Below are 20,381 nucleotides of genomic sequence, written 5' to 3' on the forward strand. Positions count from 1 at the left end.
TATTCCTTGATTCCTTCTCCTGATAAAATAAGGTGTTCTGCACATTCTGTCCAGCAGGATAGCAGAATCCAACCTGTTATGAGCATGAATGCGACTTCAAGCCTGCGTTCTCTTCCATTAAACTGTAGATAATTCATCTCGGAGAGGAGCAGTCAATATGTCAAAGGTGTTAAAAACGTTGTCCACAGAGCAAATGAAGCAATTTGAAACGGAAGGTTATCTAATCGTTAAAGAGGTTTTTCATCCGGGAGAGGTCAATGAGATCCGCTTGACTTTCGATGAGATCGGACAAACAACGATCCCGGGCCATTTCGAACCGGATCTGAATGCGGACCGGTCCGACCCGCTGAAGCGGTTCCCCCGTGTCATGCATCCGCACCGGTTCAATCCGGTGGCCATGAAGTATATGCTACATCCCGGCGTCATGGCGATTCTCGAGGACCTGTACGGCGAGGAAGCCTACGCAGCACAGAGCATGTTCTACTACAAGCCTCCGGGTTCCAGAGGACAGGCGCTGCATCAGGACAACTTCTATCTGAAGGTTGAGCCGGGCAACTGCATCGCCGCTTGGACGGCGATCGACCGGTGCGACGAGGAGAACGGCTGCATGCTGCTTGTGCCGAAAACGAACACGTACGAGATCGTCTGTCCCGATGTGTCGGATTCTAAGGAATCGTTCACAACGCACTATGTTAAACCGCCAAAAGACGAGAAGCCGGTGCCGGCCGTCATGGATCCAGGTGATGTGCTGTTCTTCAACGGAAATCTGATACACGGCTCATACCGCAACAAATCAAAGGACCGATTCCGCCGGGCGTTCATTTGTCACTACGCCAACTCCAGTGCCGACAAAATTTCGCGCTGGTATAATCCGCTCTACCGTGCCGACGGGACTACGCTTGAGCTCGAAGGCAATCCTGACGGAGGCCCCTGCGGCATCGAAACGCCGGCCTATCACTGAGTCAGTAATGAAGCCCGCTAATGCCTGAGCATTTGCGGGCTTCATATTAGAATGGATATCCGATACTTACTCAGGGGCGTTTGCGACCACAAGCGGCTTCCCCGCTTCGACCAATCGCTTGTTGCGGGCGAAGAATACAGTCAGCACGAGCATAAGCAATCCGGTACCGATCAACAGCCATTCGACTTTGACCACATCGGCAAGCGGTCCAAAGATCAACATCCCGATCGGCATCATGGAAGTCGAGATCATTCCAAAGACGCCAAAGATCCGTCCTAAATAGTTTTCATCCACCTTCTCCTGCAGCATGACGGTCGTCGGCGTATTGAAGACAGGCATGGCTACCCCGAATACAGCCATAATGGCTAGATACAACCAGAAGACTGGGACGATGCCAAGCGCGAATGTGGACAATGCCATCACGAGGCTGGCAATCGCCATCGTGTAGACTTTATTTTTGAAGCCGCCCCAAGACGCAATAATCCCCCCACCTGCCATCATGCCTACCGAAAACGCGATTTCGATCGCGGTCAAGCGCCATACATCGTCTCCGAAAGTTCGTGTGACTTGCAGCGGAGTCAAAAATGCCGCAGGTGCCATAAGCACGAAAAAGATGGCAAAAAAGATAAAGAATGATTTGAGAAAGGCATGTTGTCCAATATACACCAAGCCCTGTTTGAAGTCGTCGAGATAGCCTGTGTTTTGCGTGTCAGCTGCCTTTTTATGCAACGGGATTTTAAGGAAAAAGAACAAGATAAAGATCGCGATCGCCGCTGTAACGACATCGATGAAAAAAATCATTTCGATCGTAGCCATCGTTAGCAAAGCAGCGCTGACAATAGGCGCAACGAACATCATGAGCGCTTGCAAGCTTCCGTTAATGCCGTTCACCTTGGTTAGCTTATCCTGAGGTACGATTTGAGGCAATATCGCTCCGACAGCGGGTGTCTGAATACCTCCACCAAGTGCGCGTACCGCGGCGATGACAAACAGCAGCCATACGGCTTGGTAACCGAGCAAAAACGTGATGGCCAAGATGAGCGTTACCACCGCGATCATGGCATCCGCAATGATAATGAGCGATTTTCGATTGAACCGGTCCGCCCATACGCCTGCGAACGGCGATAGTAGAAACGTCGGTATAAAACCGCAAATAATGAACAGCGTCATCATAATGCCTGACTGTGTCGTCAGCGTAATATGCCACATAATGGCGTACTGCACCAAGGCAGAGCCGAACAGCGAGAGCGTCTGGCTGCTTAAAAAGAGAATGATGTTTCTTTTCCAATGGATTTTCTGAGCATCTTCGGTTTCCGACATCGTCCCACCCTTTCATATGATTTCTCTCACGGAAATTACACTTATTATAGCGTGTATCGAGAGGAGACATTTCTTCTTGATTGCTCAATATTGCCACCTGCGATCCATACCCATACATCCTACAGATTATTTCCAAGATATTATCTTATAACCTCTTGTTAAAAACATGCATCGCATTTTATTTGCTGTCTTCCCGCACCCTTCGTTCCGTCAAAAAGTATAGCATTGCCAAAGCCGGGAAAAAGACGCCAAGCCACATCGCCGCCCTCCACCCGCCCATAGCGTAGGCCCATCCCCCGGCAGCAGAGCCTATGGCCCCCCCGGCAAAAAAGATCGCCATATACAAGCCGTTCAGCCGGCTCCGCACCTCGGCTCCCAACGAGAAGATCGCGCGTTGTCCCAACACCATATTGGCGGACACGCCCATATCCAGCAGGATGGCGGCAAGCACCAGGATCACGATCGAGAGCAAAGAACCGCCAGGAAAGACAATCGGCAGAAGTCCGGATAGTAGCACCAGCGCGATGGATATTCCGGTTGCAGGCCGGATCAGGCCCTTATCCGCAAAGCGGCCGGCCAGAGGCGCTGCGACCGCGCCTGATACTCCCGCCAAAGCGAACAACGCAACGCCTGCAGAGGAAAAATGATATAGCGGGCTTGTTAATACAAGCGGAACCGTTGTCCAGAACAGACTGAACATCCCGAACAAACAAGCGTGATACAGCGCCCTGCGACGAAGAATCGGCGTCGTTTTGAGCAGCCGCAGCATGGATGAGATGATTGCCGGATAGCGTTCGGTCGTTTGCGGCTTCCTTGCCGGCAGTGCTTTGATTAAAACCAGAGCGAGTAGGAAGAGTAAGGCGGAAGACATCATAAAGATCGCGTGCCAGCCGAAATAATTTTCCACCAAGCTCGATACCGGGCGGGCCAGCATGATTCCTAACAGCAGCCCGCTCATGACATTACCGACATTACGTCCTCTCGTCTCCTCCGGGGAGAGATGAGCTGCATAAGGGACCAGGATCTGAGCCGCGACGGACCCCACACCGATAAACAAAGAGGCGGTTAGAAACAAAGCGGCATTTCGGGCAGTGGCGGCAATGATTAAAACGATGGCCGTCAGCATCAGCAGCGCAACCACCAGTTTGCGGTTTTCAAGCAGATCTCCCAAAGGAACGATAAACAGCAAGCCGATCCCGTAGCCGATTTGGGTCAGCGTGACAATGACCCCTGCTGCTCCTGAAGATAATCCTATAGATGAGCTAATGGACTCAACTAATGGCTGCGTGTAGTAAAGATTTGCTGCAATCAAGCCGCATGCAACAGCAAGAATCAGCATAATCCAGGGCGATGGCGAATTCGCCAGCTTTCCCTTTGTGTATCTATTTTCATTCATAGTAACACTCCTTATAAGAATGATCGAACAAGAATATCGGAACAATTATTCCAGTTTGAGAAGAAGTTCCCCTTCTATGCTTTAGCAAGAGGGAGATCCATTCGGAATGATTGTTCCAGTATGGTGAAAAAAAAAGCTCTACAGCGACTCGATCACGGCGTTCATCATATCGCGGACCTTGTCGCTGTCGCTTTGGATCCTGGCCATCACGTTGATGCTATGGTTGAGATTAAGCAGCAGGAACGATAACATTTTTATATCTTTCTCGGGAGAAATTTCGCCCGTTTCCTGGCCCTCTTTTAATTTCTCATAGAACAGCTGCTCCAGCTCCGTAAAGCTTTGGCGAATCGTATTCTGCAAGGGCTCATCCATGGCATCCAGACCCACGGAAGCGTTCGTAATCAGACATCCGTGCGGATAAGCTTCACCGTGCGTCGCAAATGCGTTCGTAATATGCAGCTCAAAATATTGGCGGATCCCGGTGATCGCAGAAGGAGCATGGATCATCAGATCGCGTTTTTTTTGCGACATTTTTTTGTATTGCTGGATGGCCTCGTAATAAAGCGTCTGTTTATCCTGAAACGTTTCGTACATGCTGGATCTGCTTAATCCCATGGATTGCAATAAATCCGGGATGCTTGCCCCCTCGTATCCTTTCTCCCAAAAAACGATCATCGCCTTGCGAAGCACCTGCTCACGGTCAAATTCTTTGGTCCGTCCCATTCATACCTCCTCCTTCTCAACACGAGTATAAACGATGCGGAACGAACATTCCAGTATTTTTTCAAACATCCGCTTTCCGCATACTTTGGCTCATTGAGTTTCTTTATCCTTAAATACTAAGAAGCCGTGGAGATCACGGCTTCTTGTTCATGTACGTTCTTGGCTTCCGTCATTTCTTCGGTGTGGAAAGATTATCTGGCTCCATCGTTTTCCACAAAATCGTGTCGGTTGTTATATATGTGGCTCCCGCTTCTTCAAACTGCCGAGATATCTCTCTTTCGTTAACGGTCCAGATCGAGACGTCAATTCCAGCCTTGATGCAGTTACGTACGTCATCGGGCGTCGTTGTCCGGTAGTCGTAATCTAGAAAAGCTGGCTGCAATCGGCCAATAAGCTGCAGGTCTTCAGCAACAGGTGGTTTGGCTGACAAAAAGCCAAGCGGCACCGTTTCATCAATCGCCCGCACCTTGAACAGATCATCGGCATTGAAACATATGAAACTGCTTTGATCCGCCATGCCCGCGGTGCGCACAAGCTCTATGAGCACTTCCAAATCCCGTTCTTGATGATATTCCTCGATCTCGATGAAAGCGTGCATGCCATAGAATAAACAGACAGACATCACTTCCTCAAGCGTTGGAATGTACAAGCCATTGTAGTCGTCAATTCCGTTACCTGCAACGATATCCAATTTGCGAATGTCCTCAAACGTAAAATCCTTAGTCCTCCCCGTCCCGTTCGTCATTCGGTCGACGGTCCGATCATGATGGACAACCCAGCGACCATCCGTCGTGCAGTAAGTATCGCATTCAATCCCCCAGAAGCCCGATTTGCCGGCCAATTCAAATGCTGCAATGGTGTTCTCAGGTGCGAACATGCTTAATCCGCGATGGGCTACATATTTCGGTTTACTAATCATGTTATTGCTCACCTCGTATCGATATTAATTTAATCTGCTACTTATCCTTTAACCGATCCCAGCATTACTCCTTTATTGAAGTGCTTTTGCAAGAACGGAAAGATCACCAGCAGCGGCAAGGCTGTTAAAATAATCGCCGCCATTTTGGCTGCAGGCGTGTACTTATACATGACGTTGGACGCATTGGATATTGTAGGATCGTCCTCAACCAGCATCTGTCTTAGGAATACTTGAAGCGGCATTAAGTCAGCATCGTTTAAATAAAGAATCGCAGTAAAATACGTATTCCAATTGGTTACCAAATAAAACAACGTAAACGTAGCGATCACGGGTTTGGAGAGCGGGACGATAATCGACAAAAACAAACGCCATTCCCCGCTTCCGTCGATTTTGGCCGATTCTTCAAGCTCGGAAGGCATGGACTGGAAGAAGCTTCGCATCACAATAACATTGAACGGCGCTATTGCGGTGCTTAACCAAATCGCCCAGAAGCTGTCTAAAAGATGGAGAGACCGCACGACCAGATAGGTTGGGATCATTCCGCCCGAGAATAACAATGTGAAGAACACCATAAAATTCAAGGAACTGCGAAATCTAAGCCACCGCTTGGACAATCCGTATGCCATGAGGGAGGTCAGCACAATATTCAGCGCCGTTCCAACCGCGCTAAGAATAACCGCATTTCGAAATGCGGAGGTAAACCCGGGATGTCCCAATAAATACATGTATCCTTCCAGGGTGAACTGCTTCGGGATCACGAAAAACCCGCGCGTTAAATACTCAATTTCTGTTGAGAAGGAAACGGAGAGCACGTAAAACAAGGGAAAGATCGCCATGGCTGCCGCAAGGATAAGTATGAAATACACAAGAATCGTAAATAACCGGTCAAGGCCTTTTTCGTGCCGCATTTTAAAAAACTCCCTCCTGCCCCATTCGTTTGGCCAGCCGGTTAACGAACCATACCATCACCAATCCGACAACAGATTTAAATAATCCGACAGCCGTTGAGTAACTGTAATCACCTTGGATCAGGCCCGTTTTGTAAATAAACGTCTCAAATACCTCGGAAACGTCTTGATTCATCGGATTCTGGAGCAAGAAAATATGCTCGAAGCCGAGATCCATGATATGGCCGAACCGTAATATAAACATGATGACAATTACGTTTCGCAAGCCGGGAAGCGTAATATGCCAGACCTTGCGCCAGCGGTTCGCGCCATCGATCGTGGACGCCTCATACAAGGTGGGGTCAATGGTAGACAAAGCAGCGAGAAAAATGATCGCTCCCCAGCCCGCACCTTGCCAAATATTCTGCAGCAGCCACACCCACCGAAAGTATTGGGGATCCGTCATCAGTTCCAGCGGGCCAAGCCCCCAATTGTCCAGAATCTGATTGATCCCTCCGGAGCCGGTTGCGAATAGCAGAATGGTAATGCCGACGATGACGACCCAGGAAATAAAATTAGGGGCATACAGAATGGTTTGAACTGCCGTCTTGAAGCGCTTCGCTCTAACTTCATTAAGGAGCAAGGCGACTAGAATGGGGGCCGGAAAGAAGAACACAACGTCAAGCAGATTAAGCAGCAGCGTATTTTTGAGCAGCACCAGGAAATCGCCTTCAGCGAATAATCTGCGAAAATAATGAAGTCCTACCCACTCGCTTCCAGTTATCCCTTTGAAGGGGCTATAATCTATAAATGCAATGGAGATCCCGATCATCGGGATATACTTGAAAATGATAAAAAAGAGAAAACCCGGCAAGATCATGAAATAGATCGGAAATGCTCTCTTCCAGTACGCATTCATTACTGCACTCCTCCATTTAAGCCTGTCTGGAAAATAACACTCCCGAACGGCTGCTGCCGCTCGGGAGCTTCAGACGAACGTTATTTATTCGCCGTAAACGCGGCATTCACTTCCTCTATGATCTTATCCCCGCCGTTACTCCTCCACTCCGTAATCGCATGATCGATACTTTCAATCGGCTTCTTCCCTGCGATGATTTCGATCACGGTTTTGTGGAAGCTTTCATTCAATGCCGACCCCTTCTCCAGATAGGTTCTTGACGAGAAGATGTAGGCGTCCGACGCGTTCTTATATGGATAGTTGCCAGCATTAGCAATGGACTGCTCCATTTCCTTTGCCCAAGTAGGATCGCTCCATTTATACGTGTTAAACGTATTGTTGTTGTTCCGTAGCACCCAGTTCCATAAGAGGCTTTGGCGCCCCTCGCCTTCAGCCTTCAACTCGTCGGTCATCTCATAGGCTCCGCTGCTGTTTTTCTTGTAATGAATATTTTCAATCCCGTTCTTTAGGATGTCTTCGCCTTCTGGAGATACCCACCAATCAAACAGCTCCAGAATACGATCCCGCTTCTCGTCATCCACGTCTTTGCTTAACACGACCTTTATCGTTCCACTCGTCGGCGTTGAGTTGCCCCTTGACCCGTTAGTTCCCATCGGCGGGCTGAGTTCCACAAATTCAGCACCAGGGGAAATGGTCTGCAGCTGTTGGTTCGTTTGCTGGCTGAACTGATAATGCATGTCGGCAAAACCTACTTTACCTTGCGCATATTTTTCATTGAAATTTGTGTTGGTAATGAAGTCTTTGTCAAGGACTCCTTCCTTATATGCACGACTCATAAAGGTCAGGAATGCTTTCCATTCATCCGACTGTACTTGCATCGGAATCAGCTGGCCGCCCTCTTCCTTCCAGCCATTCGCCAATCCGAAGGCTGCGAACAACTCCGGAATGCCAAGAAGACTCGAATTGCCGAGCGCTGAAAACCCAAAGGTATCATTCTTTCCGTTGCCGTCCGGATCTTGAGTGGTGAACGCCTTGGCGATTTCATAAAATTTATCGATTGTAAATTCTTCTGCGGTCGGTATAGGGATGTCCAGTTTAGCAAGCCAGTCCTCCCTTACATAAATGGTATTTTGAGCTGTGGCGTATATCGGAATGCCGAAAATCTGATCTTTCGGGTTCAGCAATGCCCATTCCTCAGGTTTAGCGATGCTTTGCAAGCTTGAATGCTCGTCTAAATGGGGCTTTAAATCCAGGAATACTCCCTGTTCTACCCACTTCAAGTACAGGCTTGGACTATCCATCCGTATGACGTCCGGCAGCTTGCCGGATGCAGCGATCACGTTCAGCTTCTCGGCAAAATTTGCATTCGGTACCCACTGAATTTGCAAATCCACATTAAATTGTTCATTAATGTGCTTGATAATCGGATGGTTGTTGTCCGGCCAGCCCCCTCCCTTCCAAGAGGCGATCATCATATCAATTTTGATTTTCTCCTTCTCCTTGTCCCCGTTCTCTCCGGAAGCCGTGCCGGCATCCTGTTGCCCCGTCGATGTACATCCTACGATCGACAATAATACGACGCTCACAATCATGATCATGGACAGCATTCTTTTCACTTCGGGTGACCTCCATTACACAATTTTTGGTTTGTCCTTATGCCATTTAATATATCTTGTTGCCGGGGGTCATTTTTTCACAAATGGATGATCTTTTTATCCGATTTTCTGATCATGAATTTATCTTATTTGGGAATCGAAGCGAAACTTTGCTTCCTCTTCCCGGTAATGAATGCACACTAACGCCGTAAGGCGGGCCATATCTTAATGCCATTCTGGAATGGACATTGATGAGTCCAACCGATTCCTCGTGGGAGGCAGGCTCCGGCTGTTGCTCCACAAGTTTCATTCGATGACGAATCCGGGCAAGGTCCTCTTCAGGAAACCCATTCCCGTTATCCGATATATCAATGATGAGGTCACCGTCGCTCTCATATGCCGTAACCGTGATTTGGGCATTTCCGTTTTTGGGTTCTACGGCATACTTTACGCTGTTCTCTACGATCGGCTGCAGGGATAGCTTGATCACGCGGCAATCCAAACAAGATTCATGCACCGATATGCGGCTTTGAAAATGCTCAAAACGAATATGTATGATTTCTAAATAATGCTGCAGATTTTTCAGCTCATCCCTTAGCAGCACTTCGGCCCCGGGCATTTTTGATGAATACCGGTATACGGCTGCGAGACTGGTCACCATTTTCTCAATCGTCGGAACCTTTTCTATAAAAGCAATGCTTTTGATAATTTCCAGTGTATTGTAGAGTAAATGAGGGTTGATTTGATTCTGTAATGCCTGAATATGCGCATCTCTTTGCCTGAGCTGAAGCTGCATCTCGTTGATCTCCAGACGATGAACCGTGTGGATGAGTTCATTCAGCCTGGTCGTCATTTGATTAAAGCTTCCGTTAAGCTGCTGAATCTCGTCCTTCCCGGCAATCACCTCCGCGTTGACGCTTGTGTCCCCCTGCTCCACTTGTTTCATCAGATTCCGCAGGCGAAGAATGGGACGTACTACTTGGTCGACCATCCTTGGGATAAAGAGCAGGGATATCACAATAATGCCGCTCATGACAAACAACGTTGCCTTACGCGCAAAGTCCAGACCGCTCGCCATCTCGTGCATAGGTACGGAAGCAACCAGATCCCAGCCCGTCAGTTCCGACCGGTTGCCGGACATCAGAATTTTCTCCCCATCTCGTTTGATGACAGCCCCCTGCCCTCCAAGCGGGAGAGCTCTAATTGCGGTGTCTTCAACACGACGACCAGCTAAGTTGACGTCCGGATGATAAACGATCTCCCCTGAGGAATCGACAATAAAGAAGAATCCGGTTCTCCCGAGTCTCGTCTGTCCAAGAATATCCTCGATTTCGGTCATGGATAAGGCGATATTCAAATTGCCGACGAGCTTAAGTGAATTTGGATCAAAGACGGGAACGATCAGAGTAATATAGGGGTATGCCGCCATGAGGGTATTTTGCGGACGATAATGGGAGGGAACGATGGTTAATGTGTCGGCCAACGTATCGTTAATCCAAGGTGAGGATCTAATCATGGGATGACTTAAAGAATGGTCTTTCGAATAAATCAGGCGGTTGTCGTGTGAACGGAGCACAAGCCCCAGGACGTTGGAGTAGTTAATTGCAATATACTTCGACATGATCCCTTCAACCAGTGCCTCCTGCTCCCGACTGAACATGTGACCGCTAATCAGCCATTTCTGCAGCAGCCCGCTTTCCGGATTGTCCCCAAGAATCGAATTTGAAGGTAATGGACCGGCAATGGATGCATATGTCGATTGGGCCATTTGCGTGAAATACCGGTCAAGCTGATGGTTCATTCTCGCCGTAGAATCCTGGGCAATCATGTAGAAATCATTTTTAGCTGATTCGGTATAGTAATACGATGTGAACACCGCCATCAGCGAAACGGAAATCATGCTAACGGAGAATACCAGCCCGAGGATTTTCGTTTTGAATGAGAATCGATAATGCCAGTTCCGCCATTTCATGAACCCATCCTCCTTCTGTATTCGAGGGGCGACACGCCGGTATGTGCTTTGAACACTCGCGTAAAATACGGACCGGAAGCGTATCCGACGATGTCCGCAATTTCGGATACAGCAAAGGAGCTTGTCCTCAGCAGCTTCTTGGCTTCATCAACCCGCAATCGGTTCACATAGCTGACGAACGAACTGCCCGTATGTTCTTTAAACAACATACTGAAATGGGAAATGCTGAAATTCGTTAGGTTCGCCATTTCCGCGAGCGATAGGTTCGTTTTAAAATTGGTCTCAATGTAGCGACATGATTGGGCGATGGCCTCAGGCATGCTTGATTTCACCATTCGGGGATACTCGAGATACCATTTTTCCAGCATCGCCATGTAGTATTTCAAGGTGGAGGTCTCATCCTGGTACTTGGATTTCGGGATATCCCTGAACTCAATGCCAAAATCATTAAGCAGGGTCTTCAATTTGCTGTCCAATATATTCAGCAGCCCGACCCGGGCATTGTTGTTCAGACCATGTAACCTTAAGATCGACTGAATCAATTGGCTTTGCTTTTGCATGATGGTATCGATCGCCAAACCCTGACTGTTTTCCAATAAACACTGGAACCTGACGATATAGTTGTTCAGATCCTTTAGCGACTCCAGCTTATCCTTGGATCGATTTAATGCTTCAGTCAGTATTTCAAATTCCAGCGGCTTCAGTAAATATTCCGAAACACCATAGCTCATGGCTTTTTGTGCATATTGAAAATTGTCATAGCCGCTGATAATGACGGATACCATGGGAATTCGATGCTCGGCGATTCTTTTAATCAAAGATAACCCATCCAGCTCAGGCATCATGATATCCGTGATCAAGAGCATGGGCCACACTTCTTGTATCATGTTCCATGCTTCATTTCCATTGCTGCATTCTCCAACAACCTGGAATTCCATCCCGGCAGCTTTCACCATCTGGACGATTCCTTTCAATACCCATGGTTCATTCTCGGCGATCAGAACGGTGTACATTTAGCGACATACCTCCATCGATTTGCTTTTATTCAAGATGTTCCGTTTATTGAAAGAGCATTTCGTTAATGAATAGGGTTTTCCTGCTTTTTTTACGCACAGCACTTCCCCTTTACCGATTTCCCGTCAATCATATAAAATCATTGTTAATTTTGATCAAAGATTTTTAGAATTCCAAATTTGGTAAAGGCATAAATGATGTTAAACACAAATATGCCCCATCCGTATTGGATGGAGCGCAGACTATACATTGATTGATGTATAGGATTATCAAAAATTCAGGCCGCCAGTTCGGCGACCTTTCTTACAGAAATGTGTTTGACCTCCAACAGGCCGTATGGACATCTTGTTACACGATACGCAATTATATCATCGATTTTCGTTCAATAGTCTAATCGCTATCACTGCTCATTTGCTTCCTGAATACAAAGATCGCTACAATCAGCACGGCAGCGGCATACCCGATCACCCACCAAAGATGAGGTAAAATCGATGTGTAATCTCCCGAAATGGCTGCCCTTCCCGCGTCAACCGCATGGGCAAAAGGAAGCATGTAGGCTATCCCCTTAAACCAACCGCCCACCAGATGAAGATCAAACCATGTCCCGCTCAGCCATGCGCTGAGATTCGTCAATAAAGCTCCGCACACGCCCCCGACGAGTTTATCGTTAAACAGGCTTCCTGTCAGCAGCCCAATGCCGATAAATAAAATGGCTACCGGAATCAGCACAACGATGGACAGCAGAACATTAAAATGGATCGCCAGTCCCAAGAAGGCTGCCGCGATAAAGGTTATCGTTATTTGAAGAACCGCCATCGGAATTAAAGGTAACGTGTATCCCAGGATATAGTCCGGAGCCGTTAATGGAGCCGTAAATAATCGCATTAAAAATGAAGTGCTTCTGTCCTTAGCAATGAGCATCCCTGAAAAAAGCGAGATGAACGATAATCCGAATACGGCGACTCCCGGAACCAGCTGATCGATAGCAAACAATTCAACTTGAATATTCGATTGCAGCGCCGTTAAGAGCAGCAAAATGACCAGTGGAAAACCAATACCGAAAGCCATATTCAACGGATCCCGAATCATTTCCTTCCGGTTTCGTGCGGAAAATGCTGCCGTCTTCATCCAGTTGCCTCCTCTAGTGTTGCCAAAGATACGAATGCATCCTCTAGCGATCCCGTGCTGGTCTTTGCCGTCAATTCAGCCGTCGTACCGACAGCCCTCAGTTTACCTTTCGACATGACTCCGATGCGATCCGAGAGCGCTTCCGCCTCCTCCATGTAATGTGTTGTTAAAATGATGGTAATATTGCCTTTTAGTTTTTCAATGGCTGACCACAACTGCCTTCTAGCGATAACATCCAAGCCCAAGGTAGGCTCATCGAGAAACAGGATTTGGGGATCAGAAATCAGCGCCATTGCAATGCTAAGCCGTCTTTGCATACCACCTGATAACGTTTTTGCTTTGTTTGGGGACACCTCTGCGAGACTGAAGGTATCGAGCATTTCCTGTACTTTCAAGGCTGTTTCTTTCCGGTCGAATCCATAGATTTTTGCAGTAAACTCGAGGTTTTCCTTGACGGACAAGTTGCGAGCGACTGCCGTTTCCTGCGGCGAAATGTTAATCTTCTCCTTCACCGCAAAGGGATTGGAGATAATGCTGTCTCCCAATAGAATCGCATCGCCGCTGGTAGGTTTGCTCAGACAAGTCAGCATCTTGATGGTCGTTGTTTTTCCTGCGCCGTTCACGCCAAGCAGCGTGAACAACTCGCCCTGCTTTATCGAGAGATTGAGCGAATCGACGGCCGTTTTGGTTTTGTATCTCTTGGATAAATTCTTCGTTTCAATAGCTAACACTCATCTTCCTCCTCGTCGTTCTGCGATTGAAGGATCTCCTCGGCAAACTGCAGCAAGCCTTCGCTCTTCAAAATGGCGATTCCCTGCGCTTCATCCCCCAGAACCACAAGCCTGTCCCCAGGACGGATATCGAATATGTCTCTTGCCTTTTTGGGTATCACGATCTGTCCCCGGTCTCCAACCTTTACCATCCCGAACATGTGCTTTCCCTTCGGCCGAATCCCTATTTTGACATGCTTATCGGAATTTTTGACCAAGTCATCCAATACAACATCGTAAAGTTCGGCTAGAGCTAAGCAGTTTTGAATATCCGGCACGGTCTCTCCATTTTCCCATTTAGCTACGGCCTGCCTGGACACGCCGATCTTTTCAGCCACTTCTTCTTGAGTCAATCGGTGCAGCTTGCGCATGGTTTTTAAATTCATACTAATCATATTTTTCACATCCCTTGTCTTCATTATATCGATCTGAATGGAATGCACCACCAATGCTCATTAACATGAAATGTTGTTCTCGGTTGCCTTTTACGGTGATGTTCAAAGGGTGCTTTATGCCATAGCGGTATTGTTCGGCCGTAAAAAAGAAGCCGCGTTATCCGCGGCCCCTCTTCCTTATTCTCAATATTACTGCGTTTTTTAATGGGAAATGGTCACTTCCGTATCTGCATTCTTCGATGCCTTAGGCTGTTTAAGCACCAAGAAAGCTACTACGATGCCAAGCACCGTAGTGACAGCCGCAATTTGAAACGCAGTCCGGATCGCTTGGTTAAGCTCCGTCGCCATCATGGTTTCGAGACTTTCGTTCGTACCCATACCAGCCGAAATCATGGCCATGATCACGGCCAAGCCTACTGCACCTCCAATTTGCTGGCCGGTCGAAATGAGCGCGGAAGCAACGCCCTGTACTTTAGGATCCACTCCCGTGCTTCCGGCGATAAACATCGTTGTAAACACAAGCGCTTGGCCGAGGCCGATAATAACCGTGCCTGGTATGATCCCCCACGCCGTCCCTGTTTCCGACAGTCTTGTCAGAAGTAAAAAACCGATCGTTCCCAGACCCATGCCGGCAGCGATTGTACCTGCTACGCCGATCCTAGTGAGTATTTTGTTAATGAACCGGGCACCAAGTAAAGCGCTAAGCGTAAGCGGCAGGAAGCTAAGGCCGGATTGAATGGCCGAATAGTGCAAGACACCCTGCGTATACAGCGTCAGAAAGTAGTACAGTGACCCGAACGAGGCCGACAACAGAAATGCAGTGAGTGCTGCTCCGGTCAAATTGCGATTACGGAACAATCCGAAGGAAATCAATGGCTCTTTCGTACGCCGCTCAATGATTATGAAAGCGAGAAACAGCACCGCTCCAAGCAGCACATAAGGAAGTGTCGATGCACTGAACCAGCCTTCCACCGGTGACTGTATTAGATAATATACGACGAGCATTAACCCAGCAGTAACGGAGATCGTTCCGGCAGCATCATAGTGCCTGGTTGCCGTGGATACCTTGCTCTCGGCAAGTACAATGGGTGCAAGAATAATGACGATAAGCGCGATTGGCACGTTAACGAAGAAGGTTGCTTCCCATCCGATATAGCTGGTGAGCACACCGCCAAGGAGTAATCCAAGCGACAAGCCGACACCGCCCATGGAAGCCCATATGCCCATTGCACGGTTACGTTCCGCTCCTTCGTTAAAGTTAGACACAATCAATGACAACGTTGCGGGAGAGAGCAGAGCTCCTCCAAGACCCTGCACCCCTCTTGCGACGATGAGCATCAGCTGCGATTCAGATAATCCTCCAAGCAGCGAACCTAGGCCAAAGAGTGCCATGGCGATTATAAACATGCGCCGTCTGCCAAGAAGATCCGATAAGCGCCCGCCAAGCAGCAAGAAACCGCCGTAAGCGAGTGAAAATGCACTGACGACCCATTGCAGATGGTTTGCCGAAAACCCGAGTTCGTTGCCGAGAGACGGCATCGCTACAAAAATTATGGTGTAATCGAGTGCCATAACGAGCTGGGAGATGGCTAGAATGAAAAGTGCCAAGCCTTTGAATTTACTTGAACTCATATACAATTTCCCCTTCCATTTTATAGACTAAACGATCTAATATAAACATAATTACGAACCAATCGATCTAATATGCGCAATATTATAGACCAATCGATCTAATATATGCGCGATTGTAGACTTGAATAATCCAAAATGATCGCCATTACGGACTGATCATTCTATTATTCGCATGAATAAATGAAGCGCGAAAAAGGACGCTTCATTTATGATCAAGTACAGATAGAGTAACTGCAGCAACTTGTTCGATGACGAGAGGGTCGTCCGTTAATTTTGCTACTTGCGTCAGTGCATAACGCGAATGATATAAATATCGTGCCAGCGAGCGAAGATCCTGATTCAATCCTAACTCTCCCTGCTCTTGGCCACGGGCTAATGCCTCGTATAGCGCTTGCTCCAAACGAATCTTATCTTGCTCGAAAATCTGTGCAATCTCGGGATCATGAGGTACCTGATCAATTGCGCTATGCAGAATTAGGCACTCCTTGCGGCGCTGCTCATCCTTCAATGTATCGACGATAATCGCAAAGATTTCGGCAATCGTATCCTTGACAGAGCCTGGTTGAGCCAAATGGGCGATGACGGCAGACGATTTCTCGTCCAGGTAATACTTAACCGCTTTGATAAAGAGATCTCGCTTCGTTCCGTAGGTGTCATACAAGCTTTGTCTCGCTATACCCAATCCTTCGAGCAAAAGCTGCAGTGACGTGCCCTCATAACCGTAATGACCGAATACTTCCATAGCCTTATGTAGGACCAATGTCGTGTCAAATTCTTTGTTCCTTGCCAATTTTCGTCTGCCTCCTTCACTCCCATAATACTATCGTTATCGGATTATTCAGTCAAGAATGAAGGTTCAAGAAAACGACTTTCCAGACCGTTCGGTCTATATTAATTAAAAAAATACCATTGCTTCAACTATATTGTCTTATTAGCACCTCCTTTTGATGGCTTCATCATATCAATTATAGATCGTTCAGTCAATAATAAATCATAAAATTTTCTTCTCGAACTTTGCCGTTCAGTGCTTAAGCATATGACGGGATGCTGCAAGAAATAAAGCTCTCCCTGCCCAGGTTACTGGACAAGAAGAGCCGAAGTACAACGTGCTATTGTTTCATGTTCATCCGTTTGCGACCTAACCATACACCGAAAGCGATCAGCCCGAGACCCGCCAAATAGAACGGATAAGGACTCGATTCACCCGTTTTTGGAAGCATAGGAACCGTTGGCTGCGGTGTCGAAGCGTTCTCAGAAGGAGTTGGTGCTTCCGGCTTTTGAGGCTCAGGCTCGACGCCTCCTCGGGGAATATCCTCTTCGTCAATATCGACGGTAGGCGTTTCCGGCTCTGTCGGAGGTGTCTCCGGCGTTTGAGGCGTTGTTGGTTCACCTCTTGGAATGTCCTCGTCCGGCACCTCTACCTCACCGGTCGGATTGCCCGGATTACCTGGGTCTGTCGGATTGCCAGGATTCGTTGGGGTCCCCGGGTTACCTGGATCTGTCGGATTGCCTGGATCCGTTGGGTTCCCCGGATTTCCTGGGTCCGTCGGATTGCCCGGATCGGTTGGGCTCCCCGGGTAGCCTGGATCGGTCGGATTGCCAGGATCCGTTGGGTTCTCCGGATCTGTTGGATCTGTTGGATCCGTAGGCTCGCCAGGTATAACCGGCTCTTCCTTGCGGTTTGTAACGATCATTTTCTTAACATGATCTTGATTCTTGATGCTGGAGTCAATCGTTACGTCCCACTTCGCTTGCTCGATCTTATATCCTTCAGGAGCGGCCAGCTCTTCCAAAATATACTCGTCGTACAGCAGCTTTGTAAACAGGATCTTGCCTTCATCATCCGAGGATTTTACGATCGGCGCACGTTTGCCAGCTTTGTCGTAAAGCGCAAACTTGGCTCCCGCCAGCGGCTTCGTCTGTTCGTCCTGATCCACCTTCGTTACTTCCAGGCTTCCCGTTACGCCGCCTCCCGAACCTGAACCGGAGGAAGTACGGACAATAACCTCTTCCGTCGTTTCCCGGATCTCCGTCTTCAGCTGATCTCCTTCAAGAGCCACCTTATTCTGTACTGCCTCTTTATCTTCAGCAATAATGAACGACTGATATTCCAAAATATAGGCCGTAGAGATGTCATTTGTGAATTTCAACTCGAATGTCTCTTTATCACCATCAAGCCTATGGATGGTTAAGGTATAATCCTTCCCTTTAGTCAGTTCTTGGGCTTTTTCCGCTTTTCCGTTTGCATTGATCTTGGTCGCATACAAGCGGAAGGAATCCTCGATCAAGATCTGGTTCGGACTTGGATTATCGATAATTTTTGCGTTGGAAATATGCGACTGACCTTCGTTGATGCGAATTTCCCAGTCGATTTTGTTTCCGTTCTGGGAGCCGCTCTTCTTCACATATTCCCCGCCGTGAGGAATCGTTACGCTGGCGTTCCATGTTGCCTTTTTCGCGCTGCCATCGGACAGCTCCGCAGTATTATCGATTTTGTTGACAATCAATGTACCTTCCAGCGATGTTTTGAATTCAATCCAGTATGCGGATGAGATCGGGCCGACAAAGCGAATGGACAGCTTGTTGCCATTAGTTTCTGATGGTCCTGTCACTTCATATTGAGAAGCGGGAACTAGCGAGCCCTTCTGAACGCCATTCCGTCCTCCAGTCAGCTTCATTTCATAGACCTTGACCGAACCCGGAACAAGCTTCTGATCCTGCTGCAGCACATCGGTAACGATCGCTTCCTGAAGCGAATCAAGATTATAGTTCATCTTGACGTTCCACGTAATTTCTTTGCTGATCGGATTGTAGCTGCCGTCTTTACCGCCGTTATTTTTCGTATAACCATCAGCGGAGAAGCTTGCATCCCGCACAATCGGGCCTTTCACCTTGCCTTCCTCGACCCATGTCATCGAGGCTCTGTTTAAAAAGTCCCATTTGCGATCCTTCAGCCAGTTGATGTTAAACTTCGTTTCATATTCGATCGTATAGGTGGTGTCAATCTTGGAGAACTCGATGATAAAGCCTTCGCGTAAATCATTGTACTTCACCGTGTACTCGCTCGCTGGAACGACTTTACCGTCCGCTTTTACGATTACCGAATCCGGAACGAATTCAAGTCCGCCTTGCGGGAACGTATCCGTGATGACTACATTCTCCATGATGTATTTGGTGCCGTCCGGCTTTTTATCGCCATTGACGGTAATTATCCACTTCGCGGCTTTTGTGTCAAAATTGACGTTCGAGGATCCTTTTACCAGGGCACGGCTTCCGTAGCCCGGAGCCGTTACTTCCTTAGACGCTTCACCCGATACGACTTTGTTCTTGACTGCGTTCCCCTCGGAGCTCAAGCGATCGACCGGCTCCGTCTGGTAAACAATCGTATAAGGCGAATCGATATCCTTCTTGAATTGAAGCTCGAATCCGTGCTTACCTTTAGCTACAGCGGTGTATTCATCCGCTGATACCAAAGCGCTGGCATCCTTCGAATCCCCGTTATACACCTTCAGCGAATCGGCAATCCAGGAATGGTTCTCGCTAACTTGGTCTGTAATGATGGCTTGAGCGCTCGGAATCTTCTTCTCGTTGAAATTGTATTTCACCGTCCAAGTGATGATCCCTGTGTCCTTGTCCTGGCTATATGTCTTATCCAAGAAACTGCCGCGATCTACTGTTACTGTAGCCGTCGATTGGGCATTTTCCATCCCGTCGCCAGTTAGAACAGCGGTGTTCTCAAAACGGGACTGTTCGCCGACAAGCTTCGTCGAAAAGCGAATTTCGTAGGCTTTGCTGATCGTCTCGTCCAAGAATGCAAGCTCCAGTTTGCCGCCACCGCCTGTTTGGACGGTGTACTTGCCGGCATCCAGCTGATCGCCAAGAACCGCTGAGCCGTCACCGTTAACCTGCAGGTTGTATACCTCTACGGAATCCGCGATGAGCTCCAAGCCTTCAGGCATTTCATCGGTGATGACTGCGTGCTTGATTTTATTTAACGATTTGTTGATCTGAACCGACCAATCGATCCGATCTTTGCCAATCGCTTTCCCTTGCTTCTCGATCAGCTTTCCGCCTTGCGGCTTCAGGTTCACGATGACGGTCTGAACCCCGCCCTTTATCGGAATAGCAATAATGATTTCGGTGCTTCCTTTTAGAACTTCCTTCTTGAATTCAGTGCGAATTTCCAGCTTGCCGCTGATGTTGGAATGGCTCTCCACGTAATCATTGAAGGTCATCACAACCTTGCCGTTTCGGTCCACCGTAAAACGGCCAACTTCACCTTGACCGGTAACGAGCGGTGAGTCAATCTCCGTGAAGATTTCAAACTGCTGCGGCAGCTCGAAGGTAAATGAGTCTCCATTTTTGTAGTTGTGACCGTTCGGCAGCTCCCATTCGTAGCCTAGATTAACGGCTGCACCGATATCCAGGCTGCTGTCCGGATTATAAACGGCATCAATGACGGTGCCATCCATGTCGGTTAACACAACTTTGGTTAAAATGCTATCATTATTGATTTCTGATTCGGACGGGCCATAAACATCATCCGTCACTCCATACACTGAATCCTGCACGCTTACCGGTTCTGGAACATTAGTCGATGCATTGACCGTCCAGTCCGATCCTCCAAACCACGTTTGGATCATAAGCAGCAGAGCCAATACGATTCCACTTACTTTTTTCTTCATGATCTCTCCCTCAGCCTCTCCATTACCCTCAATATATTTGGTTCCGATGTCGCTTTCGCGTGCGC

Annotated in this window: 16 protein-coding genes; 1 reads left to right on the forward strand and 15 read right to left on the reverse strand. The window is 48.1% G+C overall.

The window, feature by feature from the left end; all coding sequences use genetic code 11:
* Positions 1-157: 157 nt before the first annotated feature.
* Positions 158-961, forward strand: coding sequence for a phytanoyl-CoA dioxygenase family protein (locus NSQ46_RS16115; protein WP_007131288.1), 804 nt, complete (start codon positions 158-160; stop codon positions 959-961).
* A 66-nt stretch (positions 962-1,027) separates the two neighbouring features.
* Here NSQ46_RS16115 and NSQ46_RS16120 read toward each other — a convergent pair whose 3' ends face one another.
* The 15 genes from NSQ46_RS16120 to NSQ46_RS16190 form a co-directional block, all read right to left on the reverse strand.
* Positions 1,028-2,281 (reverse strand): MFS transporter, encoded by a 1,254-nt coding sequence (locus NSQ46_RS16120; protein ID WP_007131287.1) that lies wholly within the window; start codon positions 2,279-2,281, stop codon positions 1,028-1,030.
* A 178-nt stretch (positions 2,282-2,459) separates the two neighbouring features.
* The gene (locus NSQ46_RS16125; RefSeq protein WP_342573954.1) at positions 2,460-3,677 is read right to left on the reverse strand and encodes an MFS transporter; all 1,218 of its coding nucleotides are present in this window, start codon (positions 3,675-3,677) and stop codon (positions 2,460-2,462) included.
* 138 nt (positions 3,678-3,815) lie between these two features.
* Positions 3,816-4,400, reverse strand: coding sequence for a TetR family transcriptional regulator C-terminal domain-containing protein (locus NSQ46_RS16130; RefSeq protein WP_342573957.1), 585 nt, complete (start codon positions 4,398-4,400; stop codon positions 3,816-3,818).
* 169 nt (positions 4,401-4,569) lie between these two features.
* Positions 4,570-5,319, reverse strand: coding sequence for a glycerophosphodiester phosphodiesterase family protein (locus NSQ46_RS16135; RefSeq protein WP_251535012.1), 750 nt, complete (start codon positions 5,317-5,319; stop codon positions 4,570-4,572).
* A 41-nt stretch (positions 5,320-5,360) separates the two neighbouring features.
* Entirely contained in the window at positions 5,361-6,227 is an 867-nt protein-coding gene (locus NSQ46_RS16140; protein ID WP_007131283.1) for a carbohydrate ABC transporter permease, read from the reverse strand.
* A gap of 1 nt (position 6,228) precedes the next feature.
* Complete coding sequence (locus tag NSQ46_RS16145; RefSeq protein WP_342573959.1) at positions 6,229-7,125, reverse strand: ABC transporter permease subunit; 897 nt, start codon at positions 7,123-7,125, stop codon at positions 6,229-6,231.
* A gap of 80 nt (positions 7,126-7,205) precedes the next feature.
* On the reverse strand, positions 7,206-8,732 hold the full coding sequence (locus NSQ46_RS16150; RefSeq protein ID WP_342577002.1) for an extracellular solute-binding protein: 1,527 nt from the start codon (positions 8,730-8,732) through the stop codon (positions 7,206-7,208).
* 121 nt (positions 8,733-8,853) lie between these two features.
* Complete coding sequence (locus NSQ46_RS16155) at positions 8,854-10,692, reverse strand: cache domain-containing protein (RefSeq protein ID WP_342573961.1); 1,839 nt, start codon at positions 10,690-10,692, stop codon at positions 8,854-8,856.
* On the reverse strand, positions 10,689-11,705 hold the full coding sequence (locus NSQ46_RS16160) for a response regulator (RefSeq protein ID WP_342573963.1): 1,017 nt from the start codon (positions 11,703-11,705) through the stop codon (positions 10,689-10,691). The genes NSQ46_RS16155 and NSQ46_RS16160 overlap by 4 nt, the downstream gene beginning before the upstream one ends.
* 391 nt (positions 11,706-12,096) lie before the next feature.
* Positions 12,097-12,834 (reverse strand): ABC transporter permease, encoded by a 738-nt coding sequence (locus tag NSQ46_RS16165; RefSeq protein ID WP_251535018.1) that lies wholly within the window; start codon positions 12,832-12,834, stop codon positions 12,097-12,099.
* Complete coding sequence (locus NSQ46_RS16170) at positions 12,831-13,565, reverse strand: ATP-binding cassette domain-containing protein (protein WP_007131276.1); 735 nt, start codon at positions 13,563-13,565, stop codon at positions 12,831-12,833. Before NSQ46_RS16170 ends, NSQ46_RS16165 begins: the two co-directional genes overlap by 4 nt.
* On the reverse strand, positions 13,559-13,999 hold the full coding sequence (locus NSQ46_RS16175) for a helix-turn-helix transcriptional regulator (RefSeq protein ID WP_040739603.1): 441 nt from the start codon (positions 13,997-13,999) through the stop codon (positions 13,559-13,561). Before NSQ46_RS16175 ends, NSQ46_RS16170 begins: the two co-directional genes overlap by 7 nt.
* Before the next feature lie 201 nt (positions 14,000-14,200).
* On the reverse strand, positions 14,201-15,631 hold the full coding sequence (locus tag NSQ46_RS16180) for an MFS transporter (protein WP_341033494.1): 1,431 nt from the start codon (positions 15,629-15,631) through the stop codon (positions 14,201-14,203).
* A 202-nt stretch (positions 15,632-15,833) separates the two neighbouring features.
* Positions 15,834-16,421 carry a TetR/AcrR family transcriptional regulator gene (locus tag NSQ46_RS16185; protein WP_251535022.1) on the reverse strand — a complete coding sequence of 196 codons (588 nt, stop codon included), beginning with the start codon at positions 16,419-16,421 and terminating at the stop codon, positions 15,834-15,836.
* A gap of 319 nt (positions 16,422-16,740) precedes the next feature.
* Positions 16,741-20,316, reverse strand: coding sequence for a collagen binding domain-containing protein (locus NSQ46_RS16190; protein ID WP_342573968.1), 3,576 nt, complete (start codon positions 20,314-20,316; stop codon positions 16,741-16,743).
* Positions 20,317-20,381 lie beyond the last annotated feature (65 nt).

Origin of the sequence: Paenibacillus sp. FSL M8-0142 (assembly GCF_038597315.1) — a bacterium.
Classification (GTDB): Bacteria; Bacillota; Bacilli; order Paenibacillales; family Paenibacillaceae; genus Paenibacillus_AQ; species Paenibacillus_AQ lactis.